The 22,442-nt window shown below is 35.2% G+C and carries 22 protein-coding genes and 1 pseudogene; 17 read left to right on the top strand and 6 right to left on the bottom strand.

Going from position 1 to position 22,442, the window contains the following annotated elements:
- From ABN080_RS03625 to ABN080_RS03595, 7 genes are read left to right on the top strand one after another with little or no spacing between them, the layout of a single operon-like run.
- Positions 1 to 516 (top strand): phage major tail tube protein, encoded by a 516-nt coding sequence (locus ABN080_RS03625; RefSeq protein ID WP_036908498.1) that lies wholly within the window; start codon positions 1 to 3, stop codon positions 514 to 516.
- A 19-nt stretch (positions 517 to 535) separates the two neighbouring features.
- Positions 536 to 883, top strand: a complete 348-nt coding sequence (locus ABN080_RS03620) for a phage tail assembly protein (RefSeq protein ID WP_349440391.1) — start codon at positions 536 to 538, stop codon at positions 881 to 883.
- On the top strand, positions 844 to 1,017 hold the full coding sequence (locus ABN080_RS18230) for a GpE family phage tail protein (protein WP_371014266.1): 174 nt from the start codon (positions 844 to 846) through the stop codon (positions 1,015 to 1,017). Before ABN080_RS03620 ends, ABN080_RS18230 begins: the two co-directional genes overlap by 40 nt.
- Positions 1,010 to 3,871, top strand: coding sequence for a phage tail tape measure protein (locus tag ABN080_RS03610; RefSeq protein WP_349440390.1), 2,862 nt, complete (start codon positions 1,010 to 1,012; stop codon positions 3,869 to 3,871). The genes ABN080_RS18230 and ABN080_RS03610 overlap by 8 nt, the downstream gene beginning before the upstream one ends.
- Positions 3,871 to 4,335 (top strand): phage tail protein, encoded by a 465-nt coding sequence (locus ABN080_RS03605; protein WP_099075426.1) that lies wholly within the window; start codon positions 3,871 to 3,873, stop codon positions 4,333 to 4,335. The genes ABN080_RS03610 and ABN080_RS03605 overlap by 1 nt, the downstream gene beginning before the upstream one ends.
- Complete coding sequence (locus ABN080_RS03600) at positions 4,335 to 5,432, top strand: phage late control D family protein (protein WP_349440389.1); 1,098 nt, start codon at positions 4,335 to 4,337, stop codon at positions 5,430 to 5,432. Before ABN080_RS03605 ends, ABN080_RS03600 begins: the two co-directional genes overlap by 1 nt.
- A 52-nt stretch (positions 5,433 to 5,484) precedes the next feature.
- The gene (locus ABN080_RS03595) at positions 5,485 to 5,703 is read left to right on the top strand and encodes an ogr/Delta-like zinc finger family protein (protein ID WP_071233994.1); all 219 of its coding nucleotides are present in this window, start codon (positions 5,485 to 5,487) and stop codon (positions 5,701 to 5,703) included.
- Between the two features lie 46 nt (positions 5,704 to 5,749).
- On the opposite strand, the gene ABN080_RS03590 is transcribed toward ABN080_RS03595, so the two are convergent.
- Positions 5,750 to 5,953 (bottom strand): YdcA family protein, encoded by a 204-nt coding sequence (locus tag ABN080_RS03590; protein WP_196727311.1) that lies wholly within the window; start codon positions 5,951 to 5,953, stop codon positions 5,750 to 5,752.
- A gap of 259 nt (positions 5,954 to 6,212) precedes the next feature.
- On the opposite strand from ABN080_RS03590, the gene ABN080_RS03585 reads away from it, so the two are divergent.
- The 5 genes and pseudogenes from ABN080_RS03585 to ABN080_RS03570 all read left to right on the top strand — a co-directional run bounded on the left by ABN080_RS03585 (position 6,213) and on the right by ABN080_RS03570 (position 10,513).
- On the top strand, positions 6,213 to 7,385 hold the full coding sequence (locus ABN080_RS03585) for a hypothetical protein (protein WP_349440388.1): 1,173 nt from the start codon (positions 6,213 to 6,215) through the stop codon (positions 7,383 to 7,385).
- 205 nt (positions 7,386 to 7,590) lie between these two features.
- Positions 7,591 to 7,757: pseudogene (locus tag ABN080_RS18225) on the top strand (AEC family transporter); the annotation flags it as partial.
- A gap of 113 nt (positions 7,758 to 7,870) precedes the next feature.
- Positions 7,871 to 9,163: a hypothetical protein gene (locus ABN080_RS03580; protein ID WP_349440387.1), complete on the top strand. Its 1,293-nt coding sequence runs from the start codon at positions 7,871 to 7,873 to the stop codon at positions 9,161 to 9,163.
- 67 nt (positions 9,164 to 9,230) lie between these two features.
- A complete protein-coding gene (locus tag ABN080_RS03575; protein WP_349440386.1) occupies positions 9,231 to 9,353 on the top strand; it encodes a hypothetical protein in 123 nt (40 codons plus the stop codon).
- Positions 9,354 to 9,520: 167 nt separating this feature from the next.
- Positions 9,521 to 10,513, top strand: coding sequence for an alpha/beta hydrolase family protein (locus tag ABN080_RS03570; protein WP_196552975.1), 993 nt, complete (start codon positions 9,521 to 9,523; stop codon positions 10,511 to 10,513).
- A 93-nt stretch (positions 10,514 to 10,606) separates the two neighbouring features.
- Here the strand turns inward: ABN080_RS03570 and catA are convergent, their stop codons facing one another.
- A complete protein-coding gene (gene catA, locus ABN080_RS03565; protein WP_349440385.1) occupies positions 10,607 to 11,248 on the bottom strand; it encodes a type A chloramphenicol O-acetyltransferase in 642 nt (213 codons plus the stop codon).
- Positions 11,249 to 11,506: 258 nt separating this feature from the next.
- Here catA and ABN080_RS03560 point away from each other — a divergent pair, with 258 nt between their 5' ends.
- On the top strand, positions 11,507 to 11,989 hold the full coding sequence (locus ABN080_RS03560; protein ID WP_340896581.1) for a hypothetical protein: 483 nt from the start codon (positions 11,507 to 11,509) through the stop codon (positions 11,987 to 11,989).
- Between the two features lie 88 nt (positions 11,990 to 12,077).
- Here ABN080_RS03560 and ABN080_RS03555 read toward each other — a convergent pair whose 3' ends face one another.
- Genes ABN080_RS03555 through ABN080_RS03545 form a run of 3 tightly spaced genes read right to left on the bottom strand, consistent with a single transcriptional unit; the run spans position 12,078 to position 16,559 of the window.
- The gene (locus tag ABN080_RS03555) at positions 12,078 to 14,591 is read right to left on the bottom strand and encodes a PEP/pyruvate-binding domain-containing protein (protein WP_349440384.1); all 2,514 of its coding nucleotides are present in this window, start codon (positions 14,589 to 14,591) and stop codon (positions 12,078 to 12,080) included.
- Positions 14,575 to 15,456: a phosphatase PAP2 family protein gene (locus ABN080_RS03550; protein WP_349440383.1), complete on the bottom strand. Its 882-nt coding sequence runs from the start codon at positions 15,454 to 15,456 to the stop codon at positions 14,575 to 14,577. The genes ABN080_RS03555 and ABN080_RS03550 overlap by 17 nt, the downstream gene beginning before the upstream one ends.
- On the bottom strand, positions 15,450 to 16,559 hold the full coding sequence (locus ABN080_RS03545; RefSeq protein ID WP_349440382.1) for a lysophospholipid acyltransferase family protein: 1,110 nt from the start codon (positions 16,557 to 16,559) through the stop codon (positions 15,450 to 15,452). The genes ABN080_RS03550 and ABN080_RS03545 overlap by 7 nt, the downstream gene beginning before the upstream one ends.
- A 145-nt stretch (positions 16,560 to 16,704) precedes the next feature.
- Here ABN080_RS03545 and ABN080_RS03540 point away from each other — a divergent pair, with 145 nt between their 5' ends.
- The 4 genes from ABN080_RS03540 to ABN080_RS03525 all read left to right on the top strand — a co-directional run bounded on the left by ABN080_RS03540 (position 16,705) and on the right by ABN080_RS03525 (position 21,273).
- Positions 16,705 to 17,190, top strand: coding sequence for a GNAT family N-acetyltransferase (locus ABN080_RS03540; protein WP_349440651.1), 486 nt, complete (start codon positions 16,705 to 16,707; stop codon positions 17,188 to 17,190).
- Between the two features lie 191 nt (positions 17,191 to 17,381).
- Entirely contained in the window at positions 17,382 to 18,290 is a 909-nt protein-coding gene (locus ABN080_RS03535) for an AEC family transporter (protein ID WP_349440381.1), read from the top strand.
- 115 nt (positions 18,291 to 18,405) lie between these two features.
- A complete protein-coding gene (locus ABN080_RS03530) occupies positions 18,406 to 19,755 on the top strand; it encodes a hypothetical protein (protein ID WP_349440380.1) in 1,350 nt (449 codons plus the stop codon).
- Positions 19,756 to 19,821: 66 nt separating this feature from the next.
- The gene (locus ABN080_RS03525) at positions 19,822 to 21,273 is read left to right on the top strand and encodes an AMP nucleosidase (RefSeq protein WP_349440379.1); all 1,452 of its coding nucleotides are present in this window, start codon (positions 19,822 to 19,824) and stop codon (positions 21,271 to 21,273) included.
- A gap of 92 nt (positions 21,274 to 21,365) precedes the next feature.
- On the opposite strand, the gene ABN080_RS03520 is transcribed toward ABN080_RS03525, so the two are convergent.
- A complete protein-coding gene (locus tag ABN080_RS03520; RefSeq protein ID WP_349440378.1) occupies positions 21,366 to 22,358 on the bottom strand; it encodes a tyrosine-type recombinase/integrase in 993 nt (330 codons plus the stop codon).
- Positions 22,359 to 22,442 lie beyond the last annotated feature (84 nt).

The following is a 22,442-nucleotide window of genomic DNA, read 5'->3' as shown; positions in this document are numbered from 1 at the left end:
ATGGCGTTACCACGCAAGCTAAAGAATTTTAATTTATTTATGAATGGCGCCAATTATGTGGGCGTTGCGGAAGAACTCACATTACCCAAAATCACCCGCAAGTTAGAAGCCTATCGCGGGGGCGGTATGAATGGTTCGGTGCAAATTGATATGGGGCTTGATGACGGCGCGCTTGATAGTGAGTTTACCCTCGGTGGTGCTGATATTGACGTTTACCGCCAATGGGGCGCATCCACTATTGATGCGGTTCAATTGCGTTTATGTGGTGCTTATCAGCGTGATGATACGGGGGAAACATTAGCCGTTGAAGTGGTTCTCCGCGGTCGTTATAGCGAAATCGATCCCGGTAACTGGAAATCGGGCGATAACACACAAACCAAAATCACCGTAAAACCCACTTACTACAAGTTAGTGATGGACGGCCAAGAAATCATTGAAATTGATATCGTCAATATGGTGGAAAAAGTGGACGGTAAAGACCTGTTACAAGCACAGCGTGACGCGCTGGGACTTTAATTAAATACGGAAAGAGAACATGAAAAAGCCAATCGAAGAACAAAACCAAGAGCAAATTGAATGGGTTGTTGTGAATGGTGACCAAGCCACGGTGACATTAGAACAACCACTTATGCGCGGTGAAACCAAAATTGAAAAAGTGGCGGTGCTTAAACCCAATTCAGGGGCACTACGCGGTGTGCGTTTACAGCCGTTAATGGATATGGATGTTGATAGCATGATGCAGGTGCTACCGCGAATTACTATGCCAACACTGACAAAGCAAGATGTGCTGTCTTTAGCCGCGGGCGACTTGGTAAACCTGAGCGTGCAGGTGGTTAATTTTTTATTACCGAAGTCGGTTATGCCCGATTCCCTAGCGAATTAACCACCGATGAACTGGCGGCAGATATTGCCGTCATTTTTCATTGGTCACCGGCAGATACCGGCAAAATGAGCCTTTCAGAATTATTGTCATGGCGCTATCAAGCGGCGAAACGGTGCGGACAACAGAATGAGTAATAACTTAAAATTACAAGTTGTACTGAGTGCGGTTGATAAATTAACCGCACCGTTTCGCAGTGCGCAAGAAAGTAATAAACGATTGGCGTCCGCTATGCGCCAGTCGCGTGATTCGTTAAAAACCCTTAATCAGCAAACCTCACAAATTGACGGCTTTCGCAAGATTAAACAGCAGTTAACCTCCACACAGCAAGCGTACCAATCCGCCACACAACGTGTTGCCACCCTCGCCAAAGAAATTGCCAACAGTGAAAACCCTACTAAAAAACAGTTAGAGGCGTTTAAAAAAGCGCAACGGGAAGCGGGGCAACTCAAAACCAAGTATGAGCAATTACAGCAGTCGGCACAGCGACAGCGCTCAGCATTACAAGCCAATGGCATTTCTACTAATCAACTCGGTCAAGCACAACGGCGACTTAATGGTGATATTGAACGCACCACGCAACAGCTCCGCCGGCAAGAAAACCAGTTAAGGCGCAGTGCCGAACAAGAACGGCGCATGGCGGCGGCTAAATCGCAGTATCAAAAGACGCTCGATGTACGAAATAAAATGGCGGGTGCCGGTGCCACCATGACGGCAACCGGTGCCGGTATGTTGTATTCCGCGAAACAAACATTAATGCCGGGGTACGAGTTTAATGTCGGTATGTCAAAGGTGCAGGCATTAACTCGCTTAGATAAAAACTCTGATGAATTTAAGATGTTGCGTGAACAAGCGCGAGAGCTAGGCGCAACCACGGCATTTACCGCCAACCAAGTGGCGCAAGGTCAAGCATTCTATGCCATGGCGGGTTTTAAGCCTGAGCAAATTAAAAATGCTATGCCCGGAACGCTGGCAATGTCATTGGCAGGTGATATTGATTTAGGTACTACGGCGGATATTGGTTCCAATATTTTAACCGGCTTTAAACTCGATTCGGATCAGATGGGGCGAGTGAGTGATGTGTTAGTCGGTGCCTTTACCCGTTCAAATACCAGTTTAACCATGCTTGGCGACACGATGAAATACGTTGCACCGGTGGCGTCAGGGTTAGGGGTTGATTTAGAAACCGCAGCCGCCGCAACGGGTAAATTGGGTGATGCCGGTATTCAAGGCTCGATGGCAGGTACTTCATTACGCGCTATCTTAGGGCGCCTTGCTGAACCACCGAAAATGGCGGCGAAGGCATTAGAAGAGCTGGGTATTAAAACGCGAGACGCTAAAGGCAATTTACGCGATTTTCCTGAGTTATTAGCCGAGCTGGATAAGAAAACCGCCAATATGGGTAATGCGCAACGGGCGGGATTCTTTAAACATATTGCCGGTGAAGAAGCTTTCTCGGCGTTATCGGTGCTTGCCGAACAAGCGGGTAAAGGGGAGTTGCAAACCCTTGTTGCTGATTTGAAGAAAGCCAAAGGCGAAGCCCAAAAAGTCGCGGGTACCATGACGGACAACTTAAGCGGGGATATGAAAAACCTGCAATCTGCATGGGAAGATTTAGGCATTCAGATTTTTGACGGCATTGATAGCCCGTTGCGTCAGATATCACAAAGTATTACCCGTGTGATTTCTAATGTCGGTGTGTGGATGAAAGAAAACCCTGAGTTGGCTAAAACACTGACTATGGTTGGCTTAGCCATTGCGGGCATAATTACCACGCTCGGTGTGCTCTCGTTATCCATTGCAGCAATGTTAGGGCCATTAGCTGCCGCGAAATTAAGCCTATCAATTTTAGGCATTAAAGGCGGTGGCGCGTTAACACTGTTATTAAAACCAATTAAATTATTAGGCAGTGCATTTTTATGGTTGGGTAAGGCCATGTTAGCTAACCCTATCTTGTTAGCTATTGCCGCTATTGCCGGCGCATTTTATCTGATTTATAAAAACTGGGATAAGATTGAGCCGTATGTCACCAAGGTGTGGGAGTCTGTTAAACAGCGTACCGCTATCGCATGGCAAGCATTGAAAGAGACCATTTTAAAAGTATGGGAAGGGATTAAATATATCTTCTTTAACTGGACAATACCGGGATTAATTGCAAAACATTGGGATAGTATTGTCGGCTATACCAAAACTGCATGGGCGTCTGTTAAATCTGTAATTTCAGGTATTTGGGAAGGCATTAAAACCTTTTTCATGACACAAACTTTACCGGGGATTATTTATAGCAATTGGGATCAAATCGTTAAGTACACGCAAGAAAAATGGGAATTCCTTAAAACAACGATATCGACTAAATGGGATGAGATTGTCGAAGATACCAAAGCGTTACCGGCTAAATTTTTACAGTTTGGTAGCGACCTGATTGATTCCATTATTCAGGGAATAAAAAATAAATGGACGGACTTTAAAAATAGCATTGGGGAATTGGCAACCGCCACCAAAGAAGCACTGACACCGGAATTTGCTAAAACCTCCGATCCGAAAGTGCAGTCTGCATTAGATTCTTACAATAGCAACTTTGCCGGTATGTATGATTCAGGCGGTTATATCCCGCGTGGTCAGTTTGGTATTGCTGGCGAAAATGGTCCTGAAATTGTTGAGGGTCCTGCGAATATCACCAGTCGTAAACACACCGCCATGTTAGCGACTGCCGCATTATCGCTAGGCAGTGCCTTTTCATTACAGGCACAAAATGCCCCGTTGCACCCGCACAGTTTGCCGGTTGAAAACTATCGTACGGCACCGGCTAACGTGAATATTCAACAACAGCGTTATCAAGGTGCGCCAGCACATTATGAAATTAATATTCACCCTCAACCGAATCAATCCGCGCAAGATATTGCACAGCTTGTGATCGCAGAAATCGAACGCCGTGAACGTGACAAACAAGCACGATTAAATAGCCGTTATCAAGACAGTGAGGTGTGGTAATGATGGCAGCACTTGGGGTATTTGTGTTTGAGTTACGCACCGTACCTTATCAATCCCTACAAAAACAACAAACATGGCGACATGGTTTTACTCAACGTGTCGCGCGCCGACCGGCACAACAATTTATTGGCCCTGATACCGATGTGATCACTTTATCGGGGGCGCTTTATCCCTCATTAACCGGCGGTAAAGTGTCGTTGTTGGCATTGGAATTAATGGCGGATAGCGGTAAAGCGTGGTCGTTTATTGATGGTACGGGCACCATTCACGGCATGTTTGTGATCACCGATTTACAACGCACCCACACCGAATTTTTCCAAGATGGAGCCGCAAGAAAAATTGATTTCTCACTGACATTAAAACGGGTGGATGACTCCATCAGTCAGATGTTGGGGGATTTAAGCGACCAATTAGGCATGATGGCCAATGGTGCCGGTGAAGCCATTAAAGGAGTTTTATCATAATGTTACCAGAAATGATCACCGGTAAAAGTAGCACGCCGGCTTTTGTGTTAATCGCTGGTGATGAAGATATCAGTGCCAAAATTCAAGGGCGATTAATTTCGCTTTCATTAACGGACAATCGGGGCTTTGAAGCTGACCGGCTTGATATTGAGTTAGATGATTCTGACGGTGCATTAATGATGCCGAAAAGAGGAGAAGTGCTGACGTTACATTTAGGTTGGCAGGGTGAAAGCCTTATTCATAAAGGCTCTTTTACGGTTGATGAGATAGAACATTCAGGTGTACCGGATAAAATGACATTACGTGCTCGTAGTGCGGATTTTAGGGCAACGCTGAATGTTCGCCGTGAAATGTCTTACCATCAAAAAACATTAGGCGATATCGTCAGAACCATTGCAGGGCGCAATAATGTCACGGCGGTGGTTGATCCTGGTCTTGATACGGTAAAGATTGAACATATCGACCAAACCAATGAGTCAGATGGCAGTTTTTTAACGCGCTTAGGGCAATTAAACGGTGCCACCGCCTGTGTTAAAAACGGCAATTTGCTGTTTATGGTGCAAGGGGGCAATACCACCGCTAGCGGTCAAGCGTTACCTTTAGTGCAAATCACCCGGAGTGTGGGAGATGGACACCGTTTTTCATTGGTGGATAGAGGGGCCTACACTGGTGTGACCGCCAATTATTTAAATACCCGTAAACCGCAAGAGAAAACACAATCACAAATTCGTCGTAGAAAACCCACTACTGATAAACCGAAAAAAGAAGAAGAGAAACAAGGGGAGTATCTTGTTGGTGAAGAAGGTAACGTAATGGTGTTGTCTCATACTTACGCGAGTAAAACCAATGCCGAACGTGCCGCGAAAGCCGCGTGGGAAAAAATACAGCGGGGCGTTGCCTCTTTTAGTATTACCCTTGCGAAAGGGCGTGCGGATCTCTTTCCTGAATTACCGGTACAAGTTAGCGGTTTTAAACCTGAAATTGATGAAGCCTATTGGACATTGGCCACAGTGAGCCATTCACTGAACAATAGCGGATTTACCACCTCGTTAGAATTAGAAGTCAAAAGCAGTGAGATAGATATGGATAAGGAATAGTGCCTGTGTATAATTACAGGTAATTTTCACATCATAAAGAGGTAACCCGTTTATGATGATTTGTCCTGTTTGTGGTCATGCCGCACATACTCGTAGTAGTCAGCAAATATCTTCCGATACCAAAGAACGTTATAACCAGTGTCAGAATATCAATTGTGGCGCGACGTTCGTCAGCCATGAAACCGTAACACGGTTTATTTCAAAGCCTCAATTGATTGAACGGGTAGAGCCGCATCTTGATAAGTATTGTCAGCAGGCATTAGCGATTTGATGAAAATGCCCGGAGTGTTCCGGGCGTTATTTATATCTGAAATGTTCTATTTTTTCTTTGTATCACTTTCATCAGTACAAACTCGTTTTGATTTACTTGTGCTTCCATCATTACAAATAAATTTACCATTCTCACAGTGAGATACACCGCCTTTTTTACCAGAACAAGGGTAGTTTTGAGCTGATACAGTATTGATTGAAAACAAGCTGAGAAGTGTAATTATGAGAGTTGAAATAATAACTTTGTTCATTACAAATATTCCTGTCAGTAAGATTATTTGAGATAAGTTGCAGAGTTATTATTGTAGTATAAGTTTGCATGTTGGAGATGGAGTGTTATCAATATACTTGTACGAAATTATTTTTAACATTAAATTTTTCTAATTTTATTTTGTTACTATTAGATACAAATATTAAATCTTAAACATCTTGATAGGAAACTATTAAATTTCACTAAAATTCATGTACTCTTAATGGATATGAAAAATTTATTTAGACAAGGAAAATATGATGATAAGAACATTTCACTCTATTGGGCAGGGTGCATTTTATACAGAGGAATTTGATAATTTTACCTTTGTTTATGATTGTGGTACTGCGACGGTAGGGGTAGATGCTCATGGAAAATCAACTAATTCTAAAGCACGGATAAATACCTACGTGATGGACTATTTTGAAAGTGGAAAAATTATAAACTTTTTATTTATTTCTCATTTTCATAGAGACCATATTAATGGTTTGGAGTATTTATTATCGCACTATGAAGTTAAGCATATTTTTATTCCTCAATATAATATTTATGAGCGAGTAATTGAACTTATTAATATAAATAATGAAGATGGTCATGATAAAATAGATATAAACTTTGACTTGTTCGATAATGAATTAATTTTAGAGCCTATTAAAACAATAAAAGCCATATCAACAAATATAAAAGTAATTTTAGTTAAACATGACCATAGTGATAATATCATTGATAATGATATTAGTGATTATGAAGTATCTCCAGATAGCTATTTTAATAGTGGTGAGCTGTTGCTTTCTCCAATTCCTAATTGGATATTTATTCCTATTAATTATAAAAATAAATTTCGTTCACGTAAATTTAGTGAAAAACTTAAGAAGTTAAACATTGAATTCAGAAATACTGATGATTTTGTTAAAGCCTGGGGTGATGAAGATAAAAAGAATAATATTACCAATATATTCAAGGGGTTGCCAGGAAAAGCAAATGAGAATTCAATGGTGGTTTATTCTGGTTCCAGTATAAATAATTATTTATTTAGTGACATTAATCATATTTCTCTCACTGAAAAAGAAATCGAAGAAGATGAAATTAATTTTGAAAGAAATGTTATTGGAATGAATGAAAGTAGTTGTATATATTTTGGTGATTATGAGGCTAAAAAGAAAGGTGCATTGGAATTAATTAAGAATAGATTAAAAGCGTATTATAACTCTGTTTGTACTATTCAAATACCTCATCATGGTTCATTTGAAAATTATAGTGAAGACATAAACGAAACACATAACATCTATTCTGTTATCTCGTATGGAGAAAAAAATAGGTATGGGCATCCTAGCCCTTGTACAAGAAAGCTTATTGAAAAAAATGCTGGTATTTTGTTCGAAGTTACAGAAAAACCATCAACAATATTACGTTTTTTTATAGATGAAAGATAATTTAAACCACAATTACATATTGAAAAACCTTCAAAACAAAAAGCCTCTCTTTCAAGAGGCTTTCCGAAATGTGGTCAATATGTGGACATTGACGTTGATTAAATCCTTTTATATCAATCTATTAAGTCGGTTTTAAAAGCCTCACTTAGCGCCTTTGATTACTTGATCCGCACGAGTGCAAAATAAGTAAACTAGACTTAAAATTAACTATCTTGCATTGTCAAAAGCATCTCAATTGAGATGCTTTTTTTCTGCCTATATTTTAACTCGACAGTTAGGGGGGATTCTGAGCTAATGGCAGGCATCATTCCTTCTCAAACTATGCTTGCGGCTATTACCTTACCGATCATATTAGGTTTTTTAATCCCATAATTTTTAAGGGAATACGACTCATTTAATTTATATTGGATGATTTTTTATAGAATAGTTTCAATAAAAATGTTCTTCTCTTAAATATAAATTTAATTATTTGAGAGAGATTTGCAATGAATGTTAAAATTAATGAAAAAGATATTTCTACGTCACAAATATTAAGAATATCACAAGGAGAAAAAATAAAAGATGTTATTTCTTTGTGGGCTAAAATAAAAGATTTTTTCCAATCAAACAAAAGAGTAAAAGCACTAGAAATAATTAAAAATATTGTATCTGAAGCACAATCTGATGATACTGACCATTTAAAAATGGCATATAATATTTTAATGTTAAAAGTGATGTCCTCAGATGCATATAAAGAAAGAATAAATATTACTATTGATAGTTTAGATAATCATAATAATAAAAATATTACTATTTCAATTGATGATTATAATATATTTATAAAGGATATAGATAATGAGCATCTTAGTAAAGCATCAGAAATAATTGATATATTTAATCGACATTCATCAATTTTCTCCAATGAAATCGCATTAAAATGTCTATATGAAAAATTAGATCAAAATGAGAGTGAAAGTAAGGGTAATGATTTGATTTTTGCTGAATTATACCTTGAATTAAATGAAAAAATAAGTTCTGGCGAAATAGATTTAGCGCTTAATAAAAGTAATTTTAATCAAGTTGATTTTCATGCAATAAGCGGGCTCATAAACGAAGCAATCAATAAGAATGATACCAATTTAGATGAAAAAGAGAATAATACCAAATTAGATATAAGAAAGGCGTTAAGTAAAGATATAAATAGAGATACTTATATTGTCAATGATGAAAAAATAGAAAGCAAAGATCAAAAAGAGGCAATGCAACAATTTGAATCTTTAATACAAGAATTATCAAAGGAAAATAAAAAGGCAATCTACTATTTATTAAATCAAGAAGGTATCACCTTAATTAAATCATATAATACAGCTCTTGATTACTACACACTGACAACATCTTTTTCATCAGGTAATATTCTTAATCAAGAAAAAGTTTATAGCATAAATAGCCTTTCTAATGATCTGATAGAATTAAAAATAAAATATTTAAAAGAAAGTAGCAATGAAATAAATAATAATATTAGCTTAGCTAAACCATTTGAATGTAAGTTATATAATTTTATGTATGATATGGTGGCTACTAATAATAACCTCAAGCCAAATGATGATAAGCGCTTAAATGAAAAGATCACCGAGATAAAAGAACAACTAAATAAGAAAAAACACAACCTAGGTGAGGATTTCCTAGATCTATTGTATCGAGATAAAATAATTAATAAAGATAGTATTGACATTAAGCTAACACTAAATAAAGGAGAGTTAGTCTCTTTAGATGGAGAATGCACATATAGATTTTATTAATCTTATCCTTTAGTCAAAACAGAGCTTCTTGCTATGATGTGTATAAATCATAGCAAGAGGCTCTTTTATGTCACAACCTCATAACCCTGAAATTCCAAAAATCATCAATGAATTAAAACAGCAATACAAAAATGCAGTGGATGACTCACTTAGCGCCTTTGATTGCTTGATCCGCACGACTGCAAAATAAGCAAACTAGACTTAAAATTAACTATCTTGCATTGTCAAAAGCACCTCAATTGAGATGCTTTTTTCTGCCTTGAATTGTTAATTTATCGAAAAACCTCTATTCATAAATCTCAAACAACCTATGCTATTATCTCACAACTTAAATAATCTATAGGGAAGTCGATTGATATGAATATAAAAATTATGAGCTTTAAACAAATTGTTCCTGCAATTCTTTTTTCTTTAGCGAGTATTAGCTCTTTTTCTGTTAATGCAGATCTCGAAGTTCGTGATGAAACTTTATTTGAAGCACATCAGCGTTTTAAGACCGTAATTATAAATGACAGTTTTGATAATATTGATCCACCTTGGGAAGCGCCACCAGAAATATTTAATGTTATTAAATATCCAGCTAAACCTGGTGATATGTATGCTTATTTAACACCACCCCCTACAGATAAAAAAACGAAATTACCTGCCGTGATCTGGTTAAATGGAGGCTATGGTGGAATAGGGGGAGATGACTATTTTTGGCAACCAAAACCGGTTGATAACGACCAAACAGGGGCTATTTTCCGTGATCCTAATATGGTGCTGATGATCCCATCTTTTCGAGGTGAAAATACCAACCCTGGCCGTTATGAAATGTTCTATGGCGAATTGGAAGATTTAGAATCAGCGAGAGAATATTTAGCATCATTACCTTACATTGACGCTAAACGTATCTATGTCGTAGGTCATAGCACTGGGGGAACACGTGCATTATTAGCGAGTGAATATAGTGATAAATTTAGAGCTGTTTTCTCCTTAGGGGGAATACCTGACCTAAAATTACGTGCTGAAGGTGATATGATCGTTGAGCTACCCTTTGATAGTAATAAAGAAGAAGAATTTAATGTTCGCTCAGTATATCGCTATATTAAATCGATAAAAACTCCAACATTTTATTTTGAAGGACGTGGTTATTTTTGGAATGAGTTTAACGAATTACGTGCAGTGGCAATGGTGAATGATATTCCATTAAAAATCTATAGCATCAAAAATGGGGATCATTTCAATATTATAGTGCCTGTTAGTAAATTAATTAAAGACAAAATTTTATTAGATACTGATACAAATAAAGAAAGCAATATTCGATTCACTAATGAAGAAATAAAATGGATCAATAAACAAGTTAGATAATAATTTAATTTATATTTGAAAAGATTTATTTTAATAAATCGCTCTTTTATTAAATTGATAAAAGAGCGATTTTTTATCTAAATTTCAATATGCTCAAACTGAAAAATCATCACATAACTCTTGGAGTTTATTGACCATTCTTGCTATATGAAAGCCATCGCAAGTAGCATGATGTACTTGAATGGATATTGGTAATAAATATTTGTCATTTTGTTGAATGAATTTTCCCATCGTAAAAATAGGTGGATAATAGTCATTCACATTCGCAACATTTAAATTAAATCCATCAAAACTCACCCATGGGATCATCGAAATACAAAAGTGATTTTCAGGAAAGTTAGGTTTTGCAGATAGGTTAAGATTATTTTTATATTGTTGAAAATCTTGATTATATCCTTGTAAAAAAGTATCGAAATCTTCAAAGTACTCACTCCATAACTCTGAAAAGGTTTCAGTTTCTGGATGAAAAATCGTATATGCAGGGTTGGTATAATCCCAAATAACCAATTCATCATTCTTTATAGCCATTCTAGATTCAGGATAATAATTAACCGTTTTTGCAATCAAATAGACCATTGCAGGATAAAACTTAAGATTGTTTTTAGTTAATATAGCCTTTAAGGCAGTAATATCTATCTTTGTTGTTAAGCTAAAACCACATTGCAAGTTATGACGGTAATGTAAAAAGTGTTCTTTTCTATCCCATTGTTCTAATTCTATTTTTTTATAATTCATTTTTTAAGCCCTTCTTATTAATTTATAAATATGTTTTTTAACGAAGAAGGGCAAAATAGGTTGTCTGTATAGGCTGCATAATAATTCCTTACGTATTTTATTATTATAAAAGATAATATAATGTATTATTACATAAATAATTAAATATTAAAGGTATTTTTGTGCTGACACTAAATTATAATAACATTATTTTGGAGAAAAACATTAAGTGTATTATGATAAAAAAGATTACTATTTGAAAAAATGAAGGGATTTATGATGCAAGCTAAACTTGCTTATCAATGGAAACAGCAAAGACGTGGAAGGCTCTCTTTTTTAGGTTTAGAAATTGCTTGGTCAATTTTATTTGCTATTGTCGAAAACTTAGTATATCGCTGGTATATATTATATTATCCTGAAAATGCAGATTTAATAATTGAAAATATCTTTTATTATCAATTTTCTTTTACGTCATATGGCTTAATCGAAATCGTATTTTTAATAATACAGATTTACATATTCACTCTGATTTTATCACAACGAGTGAGAGATATTGGTATAAGTTATCCTGTCATCATTTCACTTATTTTTACAGCTAGTCCTATATTATTAATGCCATATTTACTCTTTAATGCGCCAACCATGTTGATGGTGCTTTTTGTTGTTTTATTAATAGGTGGGTTGGTTGCCTTACTTGCACCTTCTGCTTATAAAGTTGATATCGACATTAATAAAGTGCCAGAAGAAAAAGAAAATAATTAGTCAAAAAATGTGTTGTTTGAAACGAGAAAAGCATCTAAAAAGATGCTTTTTCTGTTCAAGGCGTATGGCTCATGATGTTTTTAAAGAATTAAGATAAAATATCAATGACGCCTTTTTGTCCATCAACTCTGACTCTTTGTCCATTTTTCAATATATTCAATATATTACGAACGCCCATAATGGCAGGTAATCCTAATTCTCTGGCAGTAACAGCACCATGAGATAATGGGCCACCGCTTTCGGTAATAATGCCCGATGCGCGATAAAAAAGCGCCGTCCAAGCCGGATTTGTTGTTCTTGCAACTAAAATGGCATTTTGTGGAAACTCGGCAAAATTTTCAGGGCCATGAACAAGATAAACTTCACCTTCAACAATGCCTGCACTTCCAGCCAATCCTTTTAATAGGTGCTCATTTGTATTAAGTTCATCACTGCCATCTTCGCCATAAACCCACTGCGGAGTAACTGATTTTGCTTTTAAATACTCAGCCTTATTTTGGTATATATGATGGCGTAGCTTATTCCAAGTCGTAGGATTATCTGCAAGAATTGCTTCAGCTAAAGGTTTTTCATTAGCAAAATAAATATCCATAGGGCAGTCTAAGACACTACGAATAACCAGTCGTTCTCCTAATGCTTTTAATCCGCGACGCATCGGTAAGGCTAATCGTGTTGTTTGATAATGCTCTAAGTCATCAAGTGCAGTATAAACTCGAGCTAATCGAATAATCTCTTGTAGGAAAAAACGTAACTCTTCAGGGGCATCAGAAATAATTGAAAACTCAGTTTCTGATTGTAGAATTTTTTTACCTAATGGAGAGTCTGCTTGCTTATCATCGGCTAAATCTGCCATAGCCTTAATTTGAGTCAACACAATGTGCGGGGCATCCAACCAAGTTGGATGATACGCATCAAAGTCTAATTCTCGATGACCGTGGTTTGCTAAAAATAAGGAGAATTGCTGGTGAAAATGGGGATCACATTCTTCAATTTCTTGCATAATGTTTTCGGGAACAATAGATGCTATAAGCTCGAGAAGTTTAGGTTGCTGCCGAACATAACGAGAAAGAGTCCAAAGTTCTACATTCACTTGTCCAGTTTTAGTTTCAGACATTGCAATTAAATTATCGAATGCAATATGTGCATATTTTTCCTCTTTAAAAAAGAGTTTTAGCAAGGCCATCAGTGCGGAATAGAGAGAGCGTTGAGTCAATGATATAGCAATATTAGGTAAGAAGTAATCAGCACCTAATTTATTAATTCTTTGCACATAATCCCATAGTTGGGACAAGTTTTTTTCTTCTAATGGTTCATTCATTAATGCTCCGATTGAGATCAAGTATTTATCTAAATCGCGCATCCAAGTAATAGGTAATTCTTGTACCCAACTAAATTTTTTTGCTATTTCAGGTAAAGATTTTAGTAGGGTAGGTAAATCATTCATCATTGAGGTGGGAAGCCGATTACTATATAAAGAAACCGCATTTTGGTTGCCATAAATATAATAATCTTGCATTCCGAACCATTTACCATTAAATGAAGGAAGCCCCATAAGATTAAGGCTAAAGTTTAATGATGAATGAAAACCTGCTTCACACATATCCCATGTTAATGGCGTGATAGGATTAGGAAATCTTTCTGCTGATTCTTCTCTTGTCCAAATTGGGGCTATTTGTGTCACATTTCGTGATTGTAAAAGCCATAATTTTCCATCATGAAATGCCCACTCTATATCCTGCGGAAAATCAAAATATTTTTCGGCTGAAATAGCTAGTTTAGCCACTTGTTTACACTGTTCAGGTGTTAAGGAAGGTATAGATTGATTTTGAGGTTCGAGAGGTAAAATTTCAGTACCATTATTCACCATCACAATGGCATTTATTTTCTGAGAAATTGTTGTTTGCTTTAATTCTAAACTTTCTCTATCAACGATAAATTCATCTACAGGATCTTCACCTGCAACTACGGTTTCACCTAAACCGAAGGCTGCATTAATTAATACGGTAGAAAGAGAACCTTGAACGGGATCAACAGAAAAAGCAACACCTGCTGCTTCTTCTTTTTGAACATCAATCATCCTTTGTAGTACAACAGCCATTGATGCTTGAGTATGCGGTAAATTTAAATGTTGACGATAAAGCATGACGTGAGCATGCCATAAAGAGGCATAACATTGGCGAATAGCGTCTAGTAAACGAGGTAAGGTTTTAATTCCTAATAATGTGTCATGCTGGCCAGCAAAAGCGGCTCCGGGCATATCTTCTAATGTTCCTGATGATCGAACGGCTAAAGCGGTATCATTCAACTGAAGGTTATTTAACATTGTACTTAGAGAATGAATTAAACTTTCAGGCATAGGTGCTTGTAAAATAAGATGCTGAATATTATTACTAATTGATTCAATTTCTTGCTTTTTATCTGATAATAAAAGATTAATTTTAGGGAGCAAAGGCGTAATAAATAACTGATAAGCTTGGCAAGAAAGAATTAAACCATCAGGAACAGGCAGTGATTGAATCGTTTTCGCTAAACTTGCACCTTTACCTCCGCTAATAGAAACTTCTGAAGCAATAGGCTCGTTAATTTTATAAATGAGTTCCATATTCTACCTTATTATTTTTACCTGTGATGTAAAGTACCCATAATGCAAGCAAAGCACCGACAATAACATCAATGCCATAATGATAATGTAAATATACAGTTGCCAAAATCAGCCCTATTAAGATAGGAAATAAACAATAAGCTGTTTTTTGATAACCTGATAAATAGAAAAAACCAACAATATAGAGTGTTATCCCTGTGTGCAATGAAGGAAAAACATCCATTCCTGTAATGCCTTTATCAACGAGATCTGTCAGAAATAATGTCATGGGACCAGAGTAAACGGGATAGTTAAAATCAGAAGGAAATGCAGAGTAAGGGCCTGCGGCTGGAATAGTAAAGTAACCAATAAATCCAAAAAAATACATCAGCATTAAACCGAAAAAATAGTTTTTAGTCAGTGCGTTATTTCGGCTAAAAAAGAAGAACAGGGCACTACCAATAATTAAAAAATAGAAACTAAAATAGCAAAAAGCAAGGAATTCACTTAGCCATCCTGATTGTAAAAAAATGGACCATTCGGGTAAGCTTTTTCCAAACCACAAGAATTTATCCAAGGTATATAAAATATCATCAAAACTCCATTGATATAATCCATAGCAAATTGATTTAAACAAAGGAAAAATAGTCCAACACACAATTAGTTGTAACAAACCTAGCCAATAAAATCGCGAGTGGCGTGTTGAATGTTGATTTTTATATCCAACAAAAACCAATAAAATCCATAAGAACAAACCTAAGAAAATAGGTGTTAGCATTTCTGTAGCATGAATTAACCAACTACCATAAGTGCCAAGTCCCCAAATAATAAAGAGCTGTACGGAAAACATATGGTTAAAAAGCATCCTAGCTTTAGTCGTTAACATATTTGAGCGCCTTTCTTCCTTATCAATATGAAGCCGAATAATGCACTGACTAAGCTTATACCAATAAATAGAGGTGAAAAGAATAGGAGCATGACTAAGATCGGAAGCCAAACTGCTGAAGCAATAGCGCCACCTAATATTTTAAAGAAACTAACGGTATTACGTGCATCAGCAAAATGAGATGCGATAAATGATGAGAGTAATATTGGGAATAAGATATACATAAATAAAAATGAAATATAACGCCAAATTAAAATAGAAGATTGAGATGTCTTTTCTATAGTCTTATTACTATTATCTGTTTGAGATAGATTATTTTGATAATCAATAAAGGATTTAGCATAAGAGTATCCTTCTTTGTTTTTATTAAAAGCATAGGCTGAAGCTTTTTCAAAAACATCAATGGTTGGGCAATTAACGGAAATTTTATTTAATGCATCAGATACTTCTTTATGAATATTTTGCTCCCATTCTCTAATTGATAAATTATCTTTTTTCGAGGCTATACATATATTTTTTCCAATATAAACTTCAACTTTTGAACTGAATTTATCAGGCGCGATATAAAACAATCCCATAGGAATAATATCAAAATTAACTCCCTCACTGATTAATGTTCTAATGATTCTTGCCGCTCCTCGTTGATAAGGTAAAGGCTGGAAACCCCACTCGCTACTGCCTTCTGGAAATAAAAGTAGGTCTCCACCTGCTTTTATATGTGCAATTGCCGCATCTGAAGGGCTTGAAAAAATATTTGTATTTATACCTAAACGTTGTCTATCCTTTTTTCTAACGACGGGAATACCCGTAAAAAAAGTCTTCATTATGTAGCTATTTAATAATTGTATTGATGCTAAAGCCTGAGCTCTAGGGAATGCCTTCAAAGCAATGTAACCATCAAATGCACTGTTCCGATGACTACAAAGAATTAGCTTTGGAAGTGTATTTTTGGTTTTATATCCATTATGGTAAATAAGTGAAATGTTTGAAAAATAGATTTCTCTAATTGAAGTAGATATGAATTGATAATAAAAAGGAAGCTCAGAACCAGCAACAAAAGAGGAGGTTTTTTTTATTTGGGAAGGTAATATTGAATTAGGCATAAGATTTCCTTACATTATTCCTTCTACAAAAACATATCATGCTCTAAAAAAAAGTAACACCAAAAAATTAAAAAATTTAAAATACACTATTAGAATAGAGTTTTTTACTGGTTTAAGGCTTTTAATTCTAATGAATAAGATGGAAGTGAGTATGATTCAACTTAGACTTGCTGAACCACAGGAAGCAAAACGATTGTGGTATTTACGAAATCAAGCTTTACGATTTGGTTGTGAAAATGTTTATCCAAAAGATATTTTAGCTGCTTGGACTCCCGATGAAATGCCAGATGGATATCGACAAGCTATTATAGATAATCCATTTTATGTAATTGATTATCAAGAATATAATATTCCCGTTGCTTCTGGTTTTTTAGATGTCAAAACAGGTTTTGCTGAAGCGATTTTTACATTACCAGAATTTATGGGAAAAGGATTCGCAGGACTTATTTTAAAACAGTTAAAACATGAAGCAATAAAGAGGGGGCAAAAAAAGCTATTTTTGGATGCAACACCTAACGCAGTAATATTTTATTTAAAACAAGGTTTTAAAGCATTAGAAGAGCGAGAGTATTATTCAAGTTTAGCAAAAGCAAATCTACATTGTTATCGAATGTACATTGATTTAGATTAGCTTTAGGATTTTATGCTCATAAAAAGAAAGTTTGTACTTAATCATCTAAAAATAAAAATGTTATTCTAAAAATGCGATATTAGTATATTTTTATCATATTTTGAGTTGCTTATTGTATTAACAACATAAAATAGCAATCGCTATGATGTTACGATATTGTAAAGTATCACAATATCTTTAGGATAAACATTATGCAAAATGTGTTATTAACGTTATGGCCTTTATTTGCGTTAATTGCGCTAGGTGCAATTTTAAGAAGAAATAAAACGTTTGAGCCTGCTTTTTGGGTCGGTGCTGAAAAGCTAAATTACTTTTTACTTTTTCCTGCATTACTGATCAATAGCCTAGCAAATGCACCTTTGTCTGATCCTCAATTACCCCACCTTGCTGGGGCTATTTTTTCTGTGGTCATTATTATCACGCTGTTATGTACTGTATTGAAAAAAATTACGGGTTGGCGTGCTGGGCGTTTTGGTGCAATTGTTCAAGGTAATATTCGGTTTAACACTTATTTAGGTTTAGCGATTGTTGCTGATTTTTTTGGTGTTGAGGGATTAGGAATAGCGGCATTAATATTGGCAACATTAGTTCCACTATCAAATGTGACTTCGGTACTTTGTCTAACGGCAGGAGAAAATATAACATTGCGTCAATTGGTATTACCTATTATTAAGAATCCTCTAATTATTTCTTGCGTTATAGGAATAGTGATCAACTTATCTGAAGTCGGACTTCCTTTTGGTAGTGATCAGTTTCTTAAGTTATTAGCAGCCACCAGTTTACCTTTAGGTTTAATTTGTATTGGTGCAGCATTGCATCTATCAACGTTAAAAGCAGAAAGTAAAATGATTAGCATTAATACTGTGACTCGCTTATTTATCGTACCGATAATAGCATATGGCATTGCTTATCTTCTCGATTTATCACCATTAGTGACAATGCTTTTAGTTGTTTTCTTTTCTATTCCTACGGCACCCACTTCCTATATTTTAACTCGACAACTTGGCGGAGATTCTGAACTAATGGCAGGGATCATCACCTCTCAAACCATGTTTGCTACGATTACACTACCTATTATTTTAAATTTTTTAGTATTATAGAAAAATTGACGTTATTTAAAAAATACTACTTTTAAATTAAATGATGTTTTTTTATATCATAAATTCTATTTCATGATATTTTGAATTTCATAACCTCTAACTTAGGTATAAAATTATGAATATCGATGGTGTTAAAATTCATCATGATAAAATGGATAAGATAAAGAATACAGAAAAACCATTAAATGTAAGGACATTATGGGAAAAAATAAAAAACTGGTTTGGTTTTGGGAAAGAAGAAATCGTTTTTCCATTAATTAAAGAGACTTTTTTTGATAATAAAATAAATGATTTTGAGAAAATAAAAGGATTTTGCAAATTAAGGAATCTTACTGGTGATGCATATAAAGAGAATTTCCGTATTGAAAAGAAAGATAATGAAATAGATTTTTCTATTCTTTTGGATGGTAACTTTGATGGTGAAAAAATAAGCTTTATACATAATATAAATGAGGATGGATCTGATGAAATAAAATTCATAGCAGATATAATTCTATCATTAAAAAAAAATGGATTTGATGATTTGTTATTCTACGCTATAGATAAGGCTATCGAATTAAAGAAAAAAGGAATTGAACGTAATGAAATTAAAAAAGAAGTTATCAGAGAATTGATAATTGATAATAAAAGTAGATTCATTGGGGATAAAGATTTAGATAGGGATTATATATCAAAAAATCAATTGTATAAAAAGGCTAAATTTGATCCTGAGCTATTTACAGATAGATTTAAAGAGCTTATTAAAAATGAAAAAGAGAGTATAGAAGAGAATATAGAAAAGAGTATAAAAAAGGGTATAACACCAACATATATGACTCTGTTAGAGAAAATTGAAGGCGAGCTGTTTAGAGATTTATCAAGGATGAAAATTAATATTAATTCTACCCCAATAGCTGATATGAAAAATAAACCTCAAGATTTAGATGAGATAAAATTCAAAGATTTAGAATTCGAAAAATTAAAAAAAGAATTTAAAAATTTGGATGAAAATGATAAGGAACTAGTTTATTCCTTATTATATCAAAAAGTAATTCTTGAATTTAAATCATTTTTGATGGAAGAAGATCTATTTGCAGGATTAGTTAATGTTCTTTATTCAGGAAAAACAACAGCAAATATTATAAAAGATGATAGTAAAAATAAAATTACGATTGTAATAGAAAATAAAAAAGCATTACAAGATAAAAATGCTAAAGGTGTAGAAAATATAGACTATGTAATAGATACAAAATTAGCGTATGTTAATGAAAAACACTATAATTTAGTCAACCTCGTTAGTGAGGAGCTTGCAGAAAAGCCTTTTAGTATTAGTAAACTTGATCCTAATCTTTCAGAAATATTATCAGTCGGAACTAATATTACGTTAGGAGACCATACAAAATTAATTTTCGAGTATGATACTAAAAATAAAACACTTGCTCTTGATAATAAAAGTAAATATGAATACGTAATCTTAAAAGATTGACTATTGGGCTAAACAGAGCTTCTTGCTATGATGTGTATAAATCAATAATAAGCAAGAGGCTCTTTTATGTCACAACCTCATAGCCCTGAAATTTCAAAAATCATCAATGAATTAAAGCAGCGATACAAAAATGCAGTGGATGCCTTACGTAAGGCAATCGTTGATTATGCACAGGATGGAAAGTTACCTAGTGTAAAGCAAAGAGCTGAAGGGTTATTTGCTTATCCTCAATTAACGGTATATTGGTCTGGTGAAATAAAAACAGAAGATAAAACGAGAGCTTATGGACGTTTGTCTCATTCTGGTACTTATTCCACCACTATTACTAATCCTGCATTATTTGAAAATTATTTGTCAGAACAAGTGCAACTTATTGCTGATGCCTATCATGCAACTTTTGAAGTCAGTGCCTCAAAACAAGAGATCCCTTATCCTTTTGTAATTGATGGAACAGGTATTGGTTTTGATAGAAAAATGAGTGCCTCTTTAGCAAAATATTTTCCAACAACTGATCTATCTAAAATTGGTGATGAAATTACTGATGGCTTAATTTGTGATAGGGAAATATTGCCACTTTCTCATTTTGATGCTTTGCGTACTGATTTCTCACTGGCACGTTTAAAGCATTACACTGGTACATTGCCTGAAGATATTCAACCATATATTTTATATACGAATTATAATCGTTATGTTGATGAATTCGTTCGTTGGGCATGTGATCAAGTTGCGGATGAAAATAGTCCATATTGCGCACTTTCCTGTGCTGGATTTCAACGAATTACAGCAGACACTGTTGATCCTGAAAAGTTAATATCAGATTTAACTTGGAAGAAATATCAAATGCCTGCCTATCATTTAATTGCTAAAGAAGGTCCCGGAATAACATTAGTTAATATTGGTGTTGGCCCTTCAAATGCGAAAACAATTTGTGATCACTTAGCGGTTTTACGGCCTCATGTTTGGTTAATGATTGGTCATTGTGGTGGATTACGTGAAAGCCAACAACTTGGCGATTATGTTTTAGCCCATGCTTATTTGCGTGATGATCATATTTTAGATGATGTTTTACCACCTGATATCCCGATACCAAATATTGCAGAAGTACAACGTGCACTTTATGACGCCACTAAAGCAGTCAGTGGAAAACCAGGGCATGAAATAAAACAAAGATTAAGAACAGGAACCGTTGTTACAACGGATGATCGTAATTGGGAATTACGTTTTTCGGTATCAGCCAGACGATTTAATTTAAGTCGTGCGGTTGCTGTTGATATGGAAAGCGCCACTATTGCGGCACAAGGCTATCGTTTCCGTGTTCCTTATGGCACATTATTATGTGTATCTGATAAACCATTACATGGTGAAATTAAATTACCCGGTCAGGCTAATCATTTTTATGAAGGTGCAGTATCCGAACATCTGCAAATTGGTATTCAAGCGATTGAGTTACTTAAACAAGAAGAAAGTAATTTACATTCTCGAAAATTAAGAACATTTAATGAACCACCTTTCAGATAAATTATAAGTATAAAAGCCCCAATTTATAATTAATTCAACAAATTGGGGTTTTTATTTAATATCATCAAAAATAAGTTATTCAAAAATAAAACTTAAAAACGTAAATGACGCGCTGCTTTTCTTAGTCGATCATCTCCACGTCGGTCATAACGCTGAGTTGTCATAATACTGGCATGACCCATTGCATCTTTTACAGTCACAATATCTTCGCCATTATCAAGCATTGCGGAAGCAAAAGTTCTTCGAAGATCATGGGGAGCAAATTTATCAATGCCACTTTCTTGCTGACGAGTTTCTAAAATATAGTAAATAGCTTGGTCTGTAATTCGTTCAGTTGTTACATCGTCAAAACGACGAATTCGAGTGAAAAGGGGGCCATCTTGAGTACCTCTTATTTCATCAATCCATAACTGAACACGATCCCAAGTATTATCGGGCATATAAGACATTCTTTCTTTATTACCTTTACCTCTGACAAGAAAGGCTTGATCACGAAATTGAATATGCTCGTAATTAATAGCGACTATTTCTGAACGGCGTAATCCACAACCCAATAGCACACTTAATATTGCAGCATCTCTTAAACCTTTCGATGAGTTGTCTTTTTCACAGCTTTTAAATAAAGAACGAATTTCATGACTTGTTAATGCACGACCTTTAGGTAATCGACTTCCTCTGACAGATTTAACTTGGCGGATATGCTGATAACTTTCAGTATCCATCTGTTTCATTGCCCATGCTTCTAAAGCAACACCTTTTAATGCAGCAAGATAAGTATTAATTGTGGCAGGGGCTTTATTGGCATCAGATAACATATCAATAATAGCTTGAATATGATGACGACGAAGAGCACCCCATTGGCAATTTTTAAGAGAAGAAAAACCAATCATTTTGGCAACAATAGTTAAAAACGATCTCATCGTTTGACGACTACGTTTCGATCCTAAACTCATTAAATAAGCCATTGCGGGATTTGTGTGAGATGGAGTGGTGAATGTTGCATTCAGATCCAACATTGCTTGTTTTTCAGGCAAGACTAGCGATGTTTCAGGTGTTAAATCCCGATCGTCGTGGTGAAATTCCACTGTGATTTCCTTATTAAATCAACATAACCATGGTGAATATTCTAACAGATCCAAAAAAGAAAAAAGCTACTTTTTCAAAGGATC

It is taken from the genome of Proteus sp. fly-1089 (assembly GCF_040138965.1).
Classification (GTDB): domain Bacteria; phylum Pseudomonadota; class Gammaproteobacteria; order Enterobacterales; family Enterobacteriaceae; genus Proteus; species Proteus vulgaris_B.
This window is presented reverse-complemented; position numbering and strand designations above follow the sequence as displayed.